Genomic DNA, 16,018 nt, shown 5'->3' with positions numbered 1-16,018 from the left:
CCGGTGTCGTTTTCGTTCCAGACGTCGAGGAAGGCGTACTCGATGACGCCTACCGCGAGGTCGAGCCAGACGCGCGCGTCGAAGCCGGCGCGAGTGAAGCACGTCTCCGCTTCGTCGTCGTCGCGTTCATCGGTCTCCTCATTCTGGCGCTCGGCGCCGCGCTCCTCCTGTTGGTCGGACCGGAGTCCACCGTCGTTCGCTCCCGACATAGGGGGGTCTGCCTGTCCGAGGCGACGGACCACCGTGAGGAAGCGGACGGCCACCTCGGAACGTTCCGCGATGACCTCAATATCGGTGACGGAAGCATGATCGACGTCGAGATGGACGAGACGACACTGGGTAGGCGGCATAGCCTCGACTTGTGCGACTCGCTAGCCGCGGTTTTTGCGTAGACTGGCGGGCCTGCTTCCGCCGGAGGTCGGCGAGGTCCGCTGCGCTCCACGTCTCGACTGTTTCTGGCGAGTTGTCGAACGGTACGCCGAGGACACGGGTCCAGAGCCTTGACGAACCGCTCGTACGAGTGCAGTTCGTCGTCGACCCCCGGGGGGTACGACGACTATTGAGGGTCGACGGAAACCTTGATGGGTGAACTGTGAGAAGCGCCTCTGTGGCCCCCAAATTGGCCATGGTTACAGACGAACCCTAGTCGGGTTGAAGCACGCTTGTCCGACGGCGAGCGGGAGGCCTTCGAGTCGTTACAGACGAACCCTAGTCGGGTTGAAGCCGAACCCCGGATTGCCGTCAATGACGACTGCACTGTTGGTTACAGACGAACCCTAGTCGGGTTGAAGCTCGGAGTGGTCGTCCCACGCGACCGTCAGCGACCGAGTTACAGACGAACCCTAGTCGGGTTGAAGCAAGGACTTCCCGAAGGGAAACACAGTCCCTTTTGAGGGTTACAGACGAACCCTAGTCGGGTTGAAGCGTGTGGCGCGGTTGACCATCGAGATGAGTATAGTTGTTACAGACGAACCCTAGTCGGGTTGAAGCGGGCTGGAGGCGTTCGCGGGCTCCTGGTCGTAGACGTGTTACAGACGAACCCTAGTCGGGTTGAAGCGAGACCTTCAGATTGGCCGAGACGGAGTCAGTCCACGTTACAGACGAACCCTAGTCGGGTTGAAGCATCGAGGGTCTCCTCGGTAAGCTCCTCGGAGGCGTGTTACAGACGAACCCTAGTCGGGTTGAAGCCCAGCTCCCACTCGGCGCGGCGTCGGCGAGCACGATGGTTACAGACGAACCCTAGTCGGGTTGAAGCCGGTCGGGGACGGCGCTCTCGAAGGTCGGCCTCAGTTACAGACGAACCCTAGTCGGGTTGAAGCGAGGTCAGCGACGACGCGCTGCTGGCGTCCGGTCTGGTTACAGACGAACCCTAGTCGGGTTGAAGCACGACGTCTCCTGGAGCCCGTCGGCCGTCCACGAAGGTTACAGACGAACCCTAGTCGAGTTGAAGCCAGACGAGAATCACGGTGCCGCCGAATTGGCCGACAGTTACAGACGAACCCTAGTCGGGTTGAAGCGTCCGGTGCCGTCACTATCAACGCCGTCGAGACTCAGTCGGCGTCGTCACTGGCACGCCCGAATCGTTCTCGGTGGGTGACGAGTCAAGCGGCCCGATTCTCCAGAGATCTACGCCGTCACTCGGTTGCACCCCATCCATGGAACAGACAGTCGGCGGAGAAATCGCGTGTGTGCGTGGACGTCGACGGCCAGACGACGCCGAACACGACAGATCTGGCGCGCCAGCACGTCATCCCTTGCTTCGAGGAGTCCCCCTGTCCACACACCCCGCTCTCGACACGGATTCTTCCGGACGATCAAGGGATCTATCTTTTTTCAAGGCGAGAATCCCGCCGTTCATGGCGGGCGTGAAGCCGACAACTCCCTCACGTTCCACCGTCGGTTGCAGGCCGAATACCCCACGACTGCAAACCCTTATTAGAATTGGGTATATAGAAATTGGTACGGCCAAATGAAGTACAACCTCGAAACCGGGTCGAACACGGTCTACGCGCTCCAATATCACTTTGTGACCGTTACAAAGTACCGCGCGGACCTCCTCACCGACGAGATGGCCAAACGTATCGGTGAGATTGCCAGCGACATCTCCGAGGACTTCGGCGTGACCATCCAGAACGTCAACGGCGGAAGCGACCACGTTCACATCCTCTTCACGGCGAAGCCAACGACCGACCTCACCAAGTTCATCAACTCACTCAAAGGCGTCACGTCCCGCAAAATCCGTGACGAGAACCCCGAGGTTCGGCAGGCGCTTGACGAGGCGTTCTGGCAACCGGGGTACTTCCTCGCCACCACCGGCCAAGTGAGCATCGACGTGCTGATGGAGTACGTGGAGGACCAGTAGCGTGTCTACGACCGTCACGAAGACGTTGCAGGCGACGTTCGCCCCGCCGACGACTCACAAGCAGGCGAAACTCAACGACCTGCTTGAAACGTACCGTGACGGTCTGAAAGAGGCGTTCGACTCCGGGGCAAGTACGATGTCGGCGGTCAGCGACATCGTGACACCCTACGACCTGCCGTATCAGGCGAAGGCTGCGCTCTGCAACTACGTCCCGAAACTCCGCAAGACGTACAACGCCAAGGAGTTGGACGACGAACACCCGATACGGCTCACAAACCAAGCCGCGAAGTTTGACCACTCGGAGGAACGCGAGTACGAGTTTACGTGGTGGGTTCCTCGCCCCGGTAGGGGGACAAACTTCTGGATACCGCTCCGCATCAACCCCGAACAGGAAGACCTCTGGCACGACCTCGTCTCGGAGGACGCGAAGGCGGGCGAGATACGGCTTCAACAGCACCGGAAGAACTGGGTACTACACGTCACCGTCGAGTACCCGGTCGAAGACCCAGCGACGGACGGTGACGCCACGCACATCGGCTTAGACATCGGAGAAACCGCCCTCATCACGGGCTGTGCCCTCAAGGACGGTTCTCCGACTGACCCGTTCGTGTGTAGCGGACGCAGAGCGAAGCATCTCCGCAAAGAGATGCATACGACCCTGAAACGCCTCCAAGAGCGTGACGCATCTGAGTGGCGGATTGAAGACCGCTTCTCGCACTACCAGAACGTACTCACCGACATCGTGGAGAAGGCGTCTCGACAGGCCGTCGAGTACGCCAAGCAGTTTGAGAACCCGGTGTTGGTGATGGAGAATCTGACGTACATTCGGGAACATCTCGACTACGGGAAGTACATGAACCGTCGGCTTCACTCGTGGGCGTTCGCCCAACTGCAAGGGCGCATCAAGGACAAGGCGACGGAGGCAGGAATCCCGGTTGAGTACGTGAATCCGGCGTACACCTCGCAGACGTGCCACTCGTGTCAGCGTATCGGTCGGCGGGACTCGCAGGCAGAGTTCCGGTGTCCGCACGAGGACTGCCACGTTTCGACGTTTCAGGCCGACATCAATGCTTCCGCGAATATTGCACGACGGGTTGACCCGTGGGGAGAGAGCGTCCCGCTTGACAAGGCCGGACGCGATGACTCACCTCGGGATGGGAGCGGTAGTGACACCGCCACGACTCCGACCGAGACGAGCGTCCCAGCGCAGATGGCGCTCACGGCCTACGAAGAGTCGGAACCCTCTACCAGCGTTCACGAGACCGACGGTCTCGTGCAGCCAACCAGAACCTCCGGTTCTGGTGACGACGACTGACTGGTATTCCCCATGTGTGGGAAGCCTCGCCGTTTACGGCGAGGAGGATGTCACACGATATCTGCGGGTGTGAACAGTGAGACGTCATCACGCTCATCGGCGGTCTGGCGCAACCCGTCGGAGAAGCCGGAGCGACAGAAGCAACAGTAGTGGTAGTTAGGCTCGCCGCCTCCGGGTGGCGTCCAGTCGACCTGTGTGGCGCTCCGTTCGAGGTCTGCGAGGTCGCCTTCGTGCATCTCGCGCGCGGTATATTTGCATTCGCCGGCGACGAGCGTGCCGTCGCTCGCGAGGCCGACGACGTCGAGCTCGTGTTGCCTGTACCACCAGTAGCCGATTCCGCGATACGTCTTCGGGACGAGGTCGGGGAGGGCGTTCTGGCAGACGAGTTCGAACATCGGGCCCATGTAGTCCGTGAACGAGGGAGCGACGAGTTCGTCGTAGGCGGCGTCGCCGAGCTGTACGATTTCCCCCTCGTTCCCGTAGACGTACCGGAACCAGAACCGGAAGAGCGGCTCCTTCAGCCGATAGCGACTCTTTCGCGTCGAGTTCGGGTTCGCTGTCACGGGGATGTCTCGTTCGACGAGACGGAGGCGACGGAGCTTCGAAAGGTACGTGCCGAGGGCGTTCGAGTCGACGCCCGCGAAGTCCGCGATTTCGTTCGCCGCGCGTCGTCCTGTTGCGATCGCCCGGAGAATGGTGTAGTAGGTCTGTGGTTCGTGAATTCCGAACTCAGTCCGGAGGAGGAACTCGGGCTCGTTGTGGAGGACACCGTGTTCCGAGAGGACGTGACGCTGGATGTTCTCCGCGAATGCTGCATCATCGTCGAGTGCGCGGAGGTAGTACGGCGTCCCTCCGAAGACGCCCCAGGACTGAATGATACCATCGGGGTCCTCGGTTGGATAGAGTTCTTGGGCGTCGTCGAGAGCGAGCGGCGGGAGGTCGATTGTCGCTGTCCGACGTCCGTAGAGGGGGCTCCCACCGGACAACACCTTCTCCTCCATGATACTGATCGACGATCCGACGAGGACGAGCGTCGCGCCAGTCTCCTTGAGGTGGAGGTCCCACACGCGCTGGATTTTCGACGGAAGCGCGTCGTCCGACTCCACGAGGTAGGGGAATTCGTCGAGAATGATGACGGCGTCTTCGCGTCCCAGCGCACGGAGTAGGGCTTCCCAGTCCCGCTGAATATCTTCGAGTAGTGGATAGGTCTCACTCGCGGTGTCGACGAAGTTCTCGAGTTGGGCGTCGGATGTTTCCTCGGTGGCTTGCCAGTAGACGTCGTCGTCACGGTCCGCGATTGCCTCGCGGACGAGGGCGCTCTTCCCGAGGCGTCGGCGCCCGTAGATGACGACGAGGTCGGCGTCGTCTTGGTCGAAGCGTGAGCGCAGTAGGTCGAGTTCGTCGTTCCGGTTGACGAACTGTGTCGAAGGCATATTCGTCCTATACGGGACACCACCAAAAGCACTCCGGCTATCTAAATCTAGATTTTACTAATTCTGATTTTACTAATCAACACTGCCTGTCGCTTATACAGAACCAAGGAGAATACCCGCGCCTTTAGGCGTCCTCGGAACGCGGAGTGTTCTGATGTGCGAACGAGACGCGAAGCGTCTCGTCAACGCGGGATGAATCCGACAACTCATCCACATTCTACCGTCAATGACTAGCCGAGATCAGCTATTGAAGGCTAAAATTCACTTGAAATGGTGGTGTGTCTCTGGGCGCAGTTCTCCAGATTACGGCCAGCTAACACACGAGACTCAGAAATTCGTGTTCGTGGACCCTTCGATTGCGACCTCTCCCTTGACTCGTCAATTCACTTGAAATAGTAGTGTGTCTGACTCCCCGTGTTCTGCTCGTGGCTACGAACAGAACCAACCAGTACTGTTGAATTCCGTAGGCACTAACAGAAATCGGGCTGTCCATTATGGTCGCCGCCACGAACCACCCATGCCGTTGAGCCGTAAGGTGGTGGTGTGGGTTTCTTGGACGTCGGTTCCTAGTCCCAGACGGTTTCAACGTCGGCGTCGCGGATGCCGCAATCAGTGGTAATCACGAACGGTCATTGCGAGCGACGCCACGACGGCGAACGCGGCGACGACGAGAATTTGTGGGCCGATCGCGATGCCGACGAATCCGAGGACGAGGAGGAGAAGCGTGGCAGGCCACGCCGCTACCCGACGTGCGCGCGTCTCGTCCCACGCACCGAGGGCGACGACGAGCGTAAGGAGACAGATTCCCACGCCGAGCACGATCGCGTTCGTCGAGGCCGGTCCGAGTACGAGGTAGCCCAAGAGAAGGGCGGCTGAAACCACAGTGGCCCCACTGAAGAACAGTTCCAGCTTCCTGAGCGGTGACTGCATGTCGGCCATATCTCTCGCATTCTCCCGGCATCCGGAAAGTATCCCGCTACCGAGACCCGCACCATTGGGCTGCTGGGTGACCCCCTTCTCGACGTAAACGGCGGGATTTCCCATACGGTGGAAATACCAGTCAGTCGTCGTCACCAGAACCGGAGGTTCTGGGTGGCTCATGAGACTGCGTCTCATGACCGCTGGCAGTGGGCTTCGACTCTCGAAACGCCGTAAGCGTCATCTACGCTGGTACGCTCGTCTCACGAAGATCTGGGTGACGAACGAGACGAGACCGGGTCGTCAAAACGACTACTCGCCGGCGGTGTTCAGGGCGCTGTTGAACTCGTATAGTTCGCGGACGACGTCGCTATCGGCGACGCGGTAGCGCTGGGGCGTTGTGTTCGGCACAGTTTCGAAGACCTCCATCTCGAGGAAGAGGTCGGTGTAGTTCGCGACAGTCTGGCGGGTGACGCCCGCGTGGTCCGCGAACTCGGACTTGTTGAACTCGCGTCCGGGCGGGAGGTCAAGGACGGCGTCGAGGAGTACGGGGACGGCGTCGTGCTGGGTGAGGCGAAGAATCCCGCTCGGATGGTCGAAGCGGAGGCTCTTCTTCGTCTCCCGGTCGGAGCGCGGTTCGGTCTGACTCATTCTCGTATATTTGTATACTCGTCCATGTACTTGACATCCTCCTCCGCCTGAAGGCGGAGGAATCCCAAGTGTTGGGATATTAGGGTTTGCAGACTCCCTGTGCTCTCGGTGTGACCCGTCCGCTTTCGCGGTTGAACAGGAAGACTCCGGGCTGTGCCAACCAGCCGTTACTCATATCCCCCGTCGGGGGACTCTGAGTTATCTTTCGCCGGATATTCACCGCACCGTTCACGTCCGCGTTCATCGTCGTCTCACACGACTCACAGACGTACAGACCGCGCTCCACGCGGTTTGCATCTCGAATCTGCCCGCAACACGAACACGTCTTGCTCGTGTTTTCCTCGTCCACACGGTCAACGAGAATCCCGTGTTCCTCGGCCTTGTATTCGAGAAGTCGAGTGAAGCGGTCGAACTCCCATCCGTGGAGTTTCTTGTTCCCCGACGCTCCCCAGTTCCGCGAGTCGCCGGTTTCATCCTCGCGGATGTCGCTGAGGTCGCCAACCGCAATCGTCTCCACGCCTTCTTCGACACACCGCTCAACGATGTGCTTGCTGAGGGTGTGGAGGAAGTGGTCTGTGCGTCGAGAGAGTCTCTGCCGAGCCTTCAGCGCACGCTTGGATGGCCCGTTCTTGCCTTCGGTCTGATACTCTGCGCGGGTGAAGTAGTGTTTGTCCTCTTTCAGCGTATTCCCTGGATACAACTCCGAGGGGCCGTCCTCGTAGTCGATGGCGAGATAGTTGCTGATGCCGAGGTCGATACCCGCCGTGTTGTCGCCGGGTGCGTCCTCGACAGGAATCTGCTTCTTGCAGACGAGATGGAGCTCCCACTCCTCACCGTTCCAGACGGCACGCACCTGCTGGATGTTCTCGACTTCTACGTCGGGGCGAGTTTCGTATTCAGCGAGGATGAAGTCAGACCGACTCTCTTTCAGGTTGAAGCCTTTCGAGAGGCGAAGGTGACCGTGCTTGTCGTCGTGCTTGATGGCGCGCTTCTTCCACGTCACGGTCGAGCGCGGGTGTCGGTCACCACGTTTCCGGTAGCCCGGTGGGTTGTTACCGTCATCGGAGTTGTACCAGCCGGTGAACGCCTCAGCAAGTTCTTCGAGAACTCGCTGACTTGACTGCGAATGGAGGTCACTATAGCGTTCATGGTCTTTCAACTCCGACTTCAGTTCGGCTTCGGCGGGGATCTCCCCGTCTTCATCCCACCGTTCTTGGATGTAGTAGCGGCCGACGTTCCACAGTTTGGATGCGGAGAACCCACACTGGTCGAGGTCGTCACGAACCTGCCTGTGGTTCGTGATACGTGCGACGTACGTGCGGGTTGTCTCCAGCATCGTACTGTGTTCATAACTAGTTATGGAAGAGAGACTATTAAAGGATGTGTTTGGGGGTGGAATATCCGGCCAATGCTGTAGGCGGTAGAACGTGGCATTAAGTGACGGCGCGTATCCACGGCCTGAAGGCCGTGGTATTGCGCCTGTTCAGCGTATAATACTTCTGAATAGACTAACTAAGAATAGGCTATTTCAAAATAGGCTATCTCCATTGAGGAGCGAATCCCGCCGTTCACGGCAGGTGTGAATCGGACGTGAGGCGACCCAACCGCCGGCGATGGCTGGCCGGGAACCCAAACACTTCGAACACGCCTCACCCGGACACAAAACACGGGTTCCACCACATCTCACCTCGGTGGCCACCGAGGGATGTGGACCGCACACACCACCTATGGAAGGCTGTCCTGCGTGTTCAGCAGTGTTTCGTCCCCTTTTTTACTGCGGCCCACCACGTTGCAAGGACGGCGCGAGTCACTCGTTCGGGTGGGTGATTGGGTGCGATACACGATTCCTCGTGTCTACGTAGATCGTTCGGCGGATGGAAGTGATATACTGGGTTGTCCGTGTTCTCGCAGCCGAATCGGAATTCCAATCCTCGTTCCTGGTAGTGATACTTGTAATCGCCGTTCGCCCACCACTGGATGTCGAAGTAGCCAGCCTGCTGGTGAATCCCCGGTCGTACTGTGATTCTTGCCCTTCGCGGTCTGAAGGGCTCCTCTTCGTATGTGCCGTGTCGGGTGTTCTTGTACCGTGCCCGTAGGAATCCGTTCCCGAGTTGGTCCGCAGCGGTATTCACGCTCGCCAGAATTGCGTCTGGGTCAAGCGCGGACCCGTTCCCCATCACCATTATTGAGTGGACGCGTGGCTTGAATCACTGTCTCGTGTGGGGACTCCGGACGAAGCGGTGTTCTCCTTCGCCTGCCGAATCCGGTACGCTGCTCGGAGGTACTCTAGATCGCGGACTGTCGTCCGCCAGTGTGACACATCTGTTAATTCCTCGTCGGTCAGACTCCGGTCTGAGACCAGCAGTTCTTCTGGCGAGTCAGTGTCGTACTGCTCTCGGTACTCGGCCACTTCAGCCTTCGCGGCCTGAATCCGATCAACAAGTCCGTCAGTCATTGACAACTCGTGAATCTGCTCGATCAAGTATCGGTCCGGGTCGCGCTGGTACGCCGCCCCGGATTCGGTCTGCTCAACTCGGGCAACTCCTTCCTCGACGAGGGATTTGAGTGCGTTCCGTGCCTTTGTCTCCGAAACAGCAGCGGTCTCTGCGATTTCACGCACCGTTTTCGGAGAGGCAGTTCGCTTCACTACGGTTCGCACTCGTTCATCCGCCGTCGTCGACTTCTTCCACTCCGTAGTAGCGAGGTCGTTGATGTCGTCGAACTCAGTAGTATCCGTGCTGAACGGAGTGATGTCCTCCGGTGAGAGATCTTCGTCCGGTAACTCGTCACCAGTCGGGTACTCGTCAGGGCCCTCCGGTTCGTCAGTCATTATAGTGCCGCACACCCCTAAGACACATATACGTTATTGGAACAGATATGTGTCCTATTCTGGGGGTTGTTTGCTAATCAGTCCGTCCTCTACATCGCGCTGGTGCGCGCGGCAGACGCAGGCGTCCTCCTCACGAGCGACCGTGACTTCGACGTGCTCTGCGACGACGAGGACGCCGAGTACCGTGCCGTGTGCACACCGGCTCACCTGTTCGCTCACCAATCCCTATACGCATATTTCCTGAGCGTGACTTACCGTGTACGAGCTTACTCTACGAGTTCTGGCGCGTCTAGCTCCTCCGCAAGGTACGCTTCCGCTGCTCGCTGAGTGAGTCGTCGTCGTGGCGCGCAAGGAGGCCGTATTGTGTGAGTGTCCGACAGCGTTCGCCGGCGTCGTTGTGGTGGATGTCGATGCGCCCCGATGACCGCGGCGGGACGTCGCCGGCGTCATGGATGGACTCGCGGATTGTGTCGGTGCTGGGCTGATGCTCGTTTTTGTGGTTGGCTTCGCGGAGTTCGGTGAGTGCTTGGGCTTACGTCCAGACGATTGGGATCCACCAGATTGCGATCGCCGAGATGACGAGGATTGCGGGGATGGTGAGGGCGGCCCCGACTTTCGCCATCTGGGGAATTGTCATGTAGCCGCTGCCGAACACGATTGCGTTGGGTGCGGTCGCGACCGGGAGCATGAAGGCGAACGTGGCGGCGAAGGCGGCGGTTGCCATCAGCGTTAGTGGTGTCACGCCGATGGCGAGCCCGATACTCAGCGTGATCGGCATGAAGAGGGAGGCGGTTGCGGTGTTGGACGTGACGTTCGTCAGCAGGATGACGACCGTTGCGACGAGGAGGATCATGCCCGTAAGGCCCGTAATTCCGAGGTTCGTGAGTGCGTCCGCGACGACGCTATCCAGCCCGCTTTCCTGGAATCCGCGGGCGATGGAGAACCCGGCGCCGAGGAGTAACAGGACGCCCCACGGGACACGCGTCGTGTACTCCCAGGTGAGCATGCGGTCGCCGTCCACTGGAATGAGGAACACGAGCACGGCGCCGATGACTGCGATTATCGCGTCGGTGAGCATCGGGAAGACGGGCTGCAGCACGAAGGGGCGGAGGATCCAGCCACCCGCGACGAGCGCGAAGACGGCTAGGACGCGGCGTTCACCGGTCGTCATCGGGCCGAGTGCAGCCAGTTGTCGCTCGATGACGTCGTCGCGTCCGGGTCGTGTCTCGATCGATGGCTGGAGCAGTCCGATGAGCATGATCCACGTGATGCCGAGGAAGAGTGCTGCGAGCGGCACCCCGACGAGCATCCACTCGAGGAAGCCGATTTCGACGCCGAGAGTTGCCTCGGCGACGCCGGCAAGAACTGCATTCGGTGGGCTTCCGATGAGTGTTGCCGCACCGCCGATTGAGGCGCCATAGGCGATGCCGAGCATGAGCGCCAGTCCGAAGGAGGTGTTCGGAAGGTCGGTCGGTTCGTCGTTGGGGTGGTGGAGGAGTTCGCCCTCGACGTCGAGTGGCTCGTTCGGCTCCTCGAGGTCCGCGTGGTCGAGCGGTGGTGTTCGCTGGCCGCCGATCGTGGTGAGTTCGACGATGACTGCCGCCCCGATTGGCACCATCATCATCGCGGTCGCTGTGTTCGAAATCCACATCGAGAGGACCGCCGTCGCGGCCATGAATCCGAGGACGAGACCGTTCGCGCTGGTGCCGACGAGGGAGATGATGAGGAGTGAGAGTCGATGATGGAGGTTCCAGCGTTCGATCGCGAGTGCGAGGAGGAAGCCCCCGAGGAGGAGGAAGACGATCGGGTCCGCATATGGCGCGGTCGCGGTACTCGCGGGCATCACACCGGTCACAGGGAAGAGGGCGATGGGGAGGAGTGACGTCACGGGAATTGGGACGGCTTCAGTCACCCACCAGATGACGACCCACGCGGTGCTTGCGAGGACACCGGTCGCTTCCGGGGCGAGCCCGAACGGGGTCGTGAGAAAGAGGCCGGCGAACACGACCGGGCCAAGAAGAAGGCCGACGGACGCTCTCGAGAGCCGAGGATGGGGAAGCATACCTCCACTATCACAGGAGTACGATATAAAACCGATTCTGGGTGGCACGCGACAATCTGTACACACGCAGTCGCCGGGCGACGGGAGCGTGCAGACGACGCCGAACGTTGCGAGCGTTCTCGACGGCCTGGCGCACCACGAACGCCCCATATATGGCGCGTACGCCGCCGTCGCGTCCGGCTTGGAGCGTCTCGACACCTGGGTGTGGGGCTGGAGGCACGTGTTCTCACGGCCGAGCAAGCACAGACGGAGCGCCGTGCGCCGCTCCAGCGTGCGGCCGCACTCGAGGGCGCATCACGCGGGTGTCCGAGGGGCACGTTGACGCGACGGTGCAGTCGTACGCGTCGTGGCTCGACGGGAGCCTGCACGGCGTCGGACAGCAGGTCGGGGCGAGATGACGAACCCTTGTCGGAACGCAGTTCGTCGTCGACCCCCCGGGGGAACGACGACTACTGAGGGTCGACGAAAACCTTGATGGATGAACTGTGAGAAGCGCCTCTGTGGCTCCCAAATTGGCCATGGTTACAGACGAACCCTAGTCGGGTTGAAGCGCACCGAGCAGGATGGAGACGTCGTTCGCGATAGCGAGTTACAGACGAACCCTAGTCGGGTTGAAGCGAAGTCCTCGGTCGCTTCGATGGCGTACTTGATGCGTTACAGACGAACCCTAGTCGGGTTGAAGCGCGTAGCGGAACCAGAACCAGACGACCGCCTCTTGTTACAGACGAACCCTAGTCGGGTTGAAGCGTCGTCGCCGACTGCTGGCCACTAAGCGACCCAGTTACAGACGAACCCTAGTCGGGTTGAAGCCCGCGGGAGCCAGCGTCTTCGAGATCGTCGTCGCGACCGTCGAAAGTTACAGACGAACCCTAGTCGGGTTGAAGCCACGAGACGTGGCCGCAGATTGCTGACCGGCTCGGCGGTTACAGACGAACCCTAGTCGGGTTGAAGCTACTCCGACGATGACCGACTCGACTACCCGCAGGCTGGTTACAGACGAACCCTAGTCGGGTTGAAGCCAGGGTGCCGGCGACGACGGCGACGACGGCGACGTGTTACAGACGAACCCTAGTCGGGTTGAAGCTCGTGCACCGAGTACTGCGGCCGTGGCACCAGCTGCGTTACAGACGAACCCTAGTCGGGTTGAAGCCGCCGTTCGCGCCGGCGAAGCACATCCTAAGCGCCGCGTTACAGACGAACCCTAGTCGGGTTGAAGCTCGCTGAGCTGCGACACATCGAGCGCGATGTGAGCAGTTACAGACGAACCCTAGTCGGGTTGAAGCCAGCCGGTCGTACACGCGCTCGGGCTCTATCTCGTCGTTACAGACGAACCCTAGTCGGGTTGAAGCGCGTAGCCGAGACAGCGGCGAATCGTCGGGTCGTCCTCGTTACAGACGAACCCTAGTCGGGTTGAAGCGGGGACCGCGAGGAGACCGCGACCGACCACCCCGCCGGTTACAGACGAACCCTAGTCGGGTTGAAGCGACGGGTGGGAGCCGTCGCGTGTAGGGGAGGATTACAGACGAACCCTAGTCGGGTTGAAGCATCTACCAGATGCGGCCGCGCGTGCAGACGCTCGCGGGGGTGTTACAGACGAACCCTAGTCGGGTTGAAGCCGTGTGGCGGCGAACTACGCGAACGAATACAGCCTGTTACAGACGAACCCTAGTCGGGTTGAAGCCGGGTGGAAGCCGCTGAACGCGACCAAGAGATGGTTACAGACGAACCCTAGTCGGGTTGAAGCTGGATGAAACGCCTCGGGTTCAGTCAGACGAAGGGCAGTTACAGCCGAACCCTAGTCGGGTTGAAGCGAGGCCCAGTTCTCGGGCGCGTTCCGACATATCGCCGTTACTGCCGAACCCTAGTCGGATTGAGGTGCGTACTAAGCCTAGAGGCATTCCCGGGCGCGATCTGCGAATGTGAGTTCCGACTTGACGGGTTCTGATGCGTTCAGTTCCTCCTCAAGATCTGCTTCGTCTTGCTCGCTGAGCGAGTCGTTGCCGTCGTGGCGCTCGAGACGGCCGTAGTTCGCGAGTGTGCGGCAGCGCTCGCCGGCGTCGTTGCGATGGGTGTCGATGGTCCGGCCGATACGGGATGTCGTCGACGTTGCAGACGGACTCGACGGCGTGTCGTCGATGGGAATCATCCAGTCCGCGTACTGGCGCAGATCGTGTATTGAGTCCTCATACGTCTTCTCCGTGGTCCTAGTCGCGCTCTCCGCGTGGAGGTATTCCTACTCGAGACACGCTGTAGGTGTTCGTTAGAGGACATCGTTCTGCTCGGCGATTGAGCGAATCGTCTCAATCTCGCCTTCGAGCCGGAGGACGTCGTCCATCGCGGTGAGTGCGCTCCCGACGGGAACGTCGAGTGAATAGCTGTAGTAGTTACCGGGACTTCCACTTCGGTTCTCACTGGTGGAGAGAATGCCGAGCATGCGGAGGTCGGAAAGATGATTGTGGAGTGAACGTTGTGTGAGCGGGTCGGTGTCCGTCGAGTCACAGAGGGTCTGGTAGGCCGAGTAAATGGATTTCGTCCGGGCGGGTGTGTCCTCTCTAGCCGTTTCGAGGACGACGGCGAGGAGCGCGAGGCGGCCGTGCTGTGTGAGCTGTCGCATCCCTTCTTCGACGCGCTCCTGTTCGAGTCTCGTCTGTGCGGCTTCGACGTGCTCGGTCCGGACTGCCTCGGCATCCTCACTGAGGGCGAGTTCGCCGGCGAGACGGAGGAGGTCGAGAGCTTGACGCGCACTGCCGCTGTCGCGTGCAGCGAGTGCTGCACAGAGATTCACGACGCCATCGCCGAGCGCGTCGTCGTTGATAGCGACGGTGGCCCGCGATTCGAGGATGTTCGTGAGTTCGGTCGCGTCGTATGGTGGGAACTGGAGTTCGCGCTCGCAGAGGGTGTCTTGGACGCGTGGGTCGAGCTGTTCGCGGAACTTGAAGTCGTTCGAGATGCCGATGACGCCGACTTTCGTCTCGTCGAGGTTGCCGTTGGAGCGTGCGCGTGGGAGCTCGTAGAGGATTTCGTCGCGTTCGCCGATCGAGTGACCCACCGTCCACGAACACACCATCGTTTCATGTGAATCTCCCTCTTGTGGGGAGCTGCCTCGACTGGAAGTGGGCGCGTACGCCAATGCATCACGAGTTCCTGTTAGATATTTAGATGAAATGGTGGTGTGTTCTCTCCTAGTTAACCCACTCCAGAGCTCTTACTAAGACTTCCATCTACAGGATCGTAATCGTATGGCTCTCTAGCTCGTGCCTTGGCGCTTCGCAGGTATCACAGATTCACGTGAAACAGTGGTGTGTCTCTGATCGTAGTTCTTCTCCTGACTCCCGTCGGCTGGTAAACTAACGGTCAGGCAATTCGTTCTGTGGAGCGCCTGCTCGCAACCGCTTTGATTCACGTGAAATGGTGGTGTGTCTGACTTCCCGTAGCTCGCTTGTGGCTGCGAATCTGAGCTCTGGCGATCGAGGGTGATCGAAACTGAGGATTGAGACGGGCTAGGCTCACTTTCAGGATACAGCAGACCTTCTTAGGGAAAGCTGGTGGCGCTCGCGCTTCTGAAGGCAGTGGTTTACAACTCGAAAAAGGGGTGTCCTGGACTCCACACGAACACCAATTCTACCACTCAACACCTCAGAGATTCCCGACAACGACCAAATACTAGACAGTATCAATCACTTAAATAATATCCAATTTGTATAATGATGCTGTCGGAAATGGTGGGATGTGTCTGGTCCCAGCCTCTACCTGATGACCGCCGAGAGTCGGATCCGCAGTCAGTAATTCGTCACTGTAGGATTTCTCACCGCTGTTGAGCCCGGCGGACTCACGAGCATCGAGTTAAGTATATTCCCCTGTTCAGAATCGAACAACGTCGGATTCGTCCGGTTTGAATACTGCAGACTCGTCATCGCCGCGTCGGCCAAGGAACACGATCGCGTCGAGGGCGCCGCGCGTGAAGCGGGCTTCGTATGACCAGAAGAGGCCATCGGCGATGTCGTCGCGTGAGCCGTGGAACTCGAAGGATCCGTGCATGTTGTGGTCTAGCCAGAACTCCTCGGCGACTGTCTGAGACTGCGGCGCGATTGGTGCAAGTCCGCGTTCCAGGAGGTCGCCGGGATCTGCATTCTCGCAAAACGCCTCGTACTCGGCCCAGGAGTCGAAGCCGTGCGATTCCGCTTCGGACTGTTTCTCCACAGGCGTCTTCTCCCGATACTCCTCCTCGTGGCGCAACAGCCGTCCGTCCACGGTCAGCTTGTACTGTTGGCCGATGGGGTGGCCGATATCTTTCGTCTGCCAGTCGATTTCGCTTGGCTGTCGCCCCGTGGGGAATTTTGGGAGAGTGAGTCCGTCTTCGACGACAAGCCGGTCGTACAGCCCCATTGTTGTCTCGTTGGTGACTGGACGCAAAGTCTTTCGGTCGGTAGAACTCTCTGTGCGGGGC

General features: G+C 59.8%; 11 protein-coding genes, 1 pseudogene and 2 CRISPR repeat arrays. Of the genes and pseudogenes, 2 read left to right on the top strand and 10 right to left on the bottom strand.

The features are described from left to right. Positions 1-628: 628 nt before the first annotated feature. Positions 629-1,517: a CRISPR direct-repeat array (repeat unit 30 nt; unit sequence GTTACAGACGAACCCTAGTCGGGTTGAAGC). Between the two features lie 452 nt (positions 1,518-1,969). Both tnpA and ACQUS8_RS14720 read left to right on the top strand, forming a co-directional pair. Continuing rightward, a complete protein-coding gene (tnpA, locus tag ACQUS8_RS14725) occupies positions 1,970-2,362 on the top strand; it encodes an IS200/IS605 family transposase (RefSeq protein ID WP_435102452.1) in 393 nt (130 codons plus the stop codon). Position 2,363: 1 nt separating this feature from the next. Then, positions 2,364-3,677, top strand: coding sequence for an RNA-guided endonuclease TnpB family protein (locus ACQUS8_RS14720; protein ID WP_435102450.1), 1,314 nt, complete (start codon positions 2,364-2,366; stop codon positions 3,675-3,677). Positions 3,678-3,727: 50 nt separating this feature from the next. Here ACQUS8_RS14720 and ACQUS8_RS14715 read toward each other — a convergent pair whose 3' ends face one another. The 10 genes and pseudogenes from ACQUS8_RS14715 to ACQUS8_RS14670 form a co-directional block, all read right to left on the bottom strand. After that, the gene (locus ACQUS8_RS14715; protein WP_435102448.1) at positions 3,728-5,110 is read right to left on the bottom strand and encodes an ATP-binding protein; all 1,383 of its coding nucleotides are present in this window, start codon (positions 5,108-5,110) and stop codon (positions 3,728-3,730) included. A gap of 609 nt (positions 5,111-5,719) precedes the next feature. After that, on the bottom strand, positions 5,720-6,184 hold the full coding sequence (locus tag ACQUS8_RS14710; RefSeq protein WP_435102446.1) for a hypothetical protein: 465 nt from the start codon (positions 6,182-6,184) through the stop codon (positions 5,720-5,722). 156 nt (positions 6,185-6,340) lie between these two features. After that, positions 6,341-6,679: a hypothetical protein gene (locus ACQUS8_RS14705; protein WP_435102444.1), complete on the bottom strand. Its 339-nt coding sequence runs from the start codon at positions 6,677-6,679 to the stop codon at positions 6,341-6,343. 79 nt (positions 6,680-6,758) lie between these two features. Continuing rightward, a complete protein-coding gene (locus tag ACQUS8_RS14700) occupies positions 6,759-8,015 on the bottom strand; it encodes an RNA-guided endonuclease InsQ/TnpB family protein (protein ID WP_435102442.1) in 1,257 nt (418 codons plus the stop codon). Positions 8,016-8,861: 846 nt separating this feature from the next. Further along, positions 8,862-9,509, bottom strand: a complete 648-nt coding sequence (locus ACQUS8_RS14695) for a winged helix-turn-helix domain-containing protein (RefSeq protein WP_435102440.1) — start codon at positions 9,507-9,509, stop codon at positions 8,862-8,864. Positions 9,510-9,563: 54 nt separating this feature from the next. Further along, the gene (locus ACQUS8_RS14690; protein ID WP_435102438.1) at positions 9,564-9,716 is read right to left on the bottom strand and encodes a hypothetical protein; all 153 of its coding nucleotides are present in this window, start codon (positions 9,714-9,716) and stop codon (positions 9,564-9,566) included. Positions 9,717-10,041: 325 nt separating this feature from the next. Continuing rightward, positions 10,042-11,571 carry an SLC13 family permease gene (locus ACQUS8_RS14685; protein WP_435102436.1) on the bottom strand — a complete coding sequence of 510 codons (1,530 nt, stop codon included), beginning with the start codon at positions 11,569-11,571 and terminating at the stop codon, positions 10,042-10,044. A 521-nt stretch (positions 11,572-12,092) separates the two neighbouring features. Beyond that, a CRISPR array of direct repeats spans positions 12,093-13,448; the repeat unit is 30 nt; unit sequence GTTACAGACGAACCCTAGTCGGGTTGAAGC. An 11-nt stretch (positions 13,449-13,459) separates the two neighbouring features. Next, on the bottom strand, positions 13,460-13,717 hold the full coding sequence (locus ACQUS8_RS14680) for a hypothetical protein (RefSeq protein ID WP_435102434.1): 258 nt from the start codon (positions 13,715-13,717) through the stop codon (positions 13,460-13,462). Positions 13,718-13,831: 114 nt separating this feature from the next. Further along, positions 13,832-14,611, bottom strand: a pseudogene (locus ACQUS8_RS14675) (cell division control protein Cdc6); the annotation flags it as partial. Positions 14,612-15,432: 821 nt separating this feature from the next. Beyond that, positions 15,433-15,957, bottom strand: coding sequence for a hypothetical protein (locus ACQUS8_RS14670; protein WP_435102432.1), 525 nt, complete (start codon positions 15,955-15,957; stop codon positions 15,433-15,435). Between the last annotated feature and the right edge of the window lie 61 nt (positions 15,958-16,018).

Origin of the sequence: Halarchaeum sp. P4, from assembly GCF_051195175.1 — an archaeon.
Taxonomy (GTDB): domain Archaea; phylum Halobacteriota; class Halobacteria; order Halobacteriales; family Halobacteriaceae; genus Halarchaeum.
This window is presented reverse-complemented; position numbering and strand designations above follow the sequence as displayed.

Excerpts from the sequence above, each read along its gene's own strand:
- tnpA (WP_435102452.1), top strand. The coding sequence starts at position 1,970 with ATGAAGTACAACCTCGAAACCGGGTCGAACACGGTCTACGCGCTCCAA.
- ACQUS8_RS14695 (WP_435102440.1), bottom strand. The coding sequence starts at position 9,509 with ATGACTGACGAACCGGAGGGCCCTGACGAGTACCCGACTGGTGACGAG.
- ACQUS8_RS14705 (WP_435102444.1), bottom strand. The coding sequence starts at position 6,679 with ATGAGTCAGACCGAACCGCGCTCCGACCGGGAGACGAAGAAGAGCCTC.
- ACQUS8_RS14685 (WP_435102436.1), bottom strand. The coding sequence starts at position 11,571 with ATGCTTCCCCATCCTCGGCTCTCGAGAGCGTCCGTCGGCCTTCTTCTT.
- ACQUS8_RS14715 (WP_435102448.1), bottom strand. The coding sequence starts at position 5,110 with ATGCCTTCGACACAGTTCGTCAACCGGAACGACGAACTCGACCTACTG.
- ACQUS8_RS14670 (WP_435102432.1), bottom strand. The coding sequence starts at position 15,957 with ATGGGGCTGTACGACCGGCTTGTCGTCGAAGACGGACTCACTCTCCCA.
- ACQUS8_RS14680 (WP_435102434.1), bottom strand. The coding sequence starts at position 13,717 with ATGATTCCCATCGACGACACGCCGTCGAGTCCGTCTGCAACGTCGACG.
- ACQUS8_RS14700 (WP_435102442.1), bottom strand. The coding sequence starts at position 8,015 with ATGCTGGAGACAACCCGCACGTACGTCGCACGTATCACGAACCACAGG.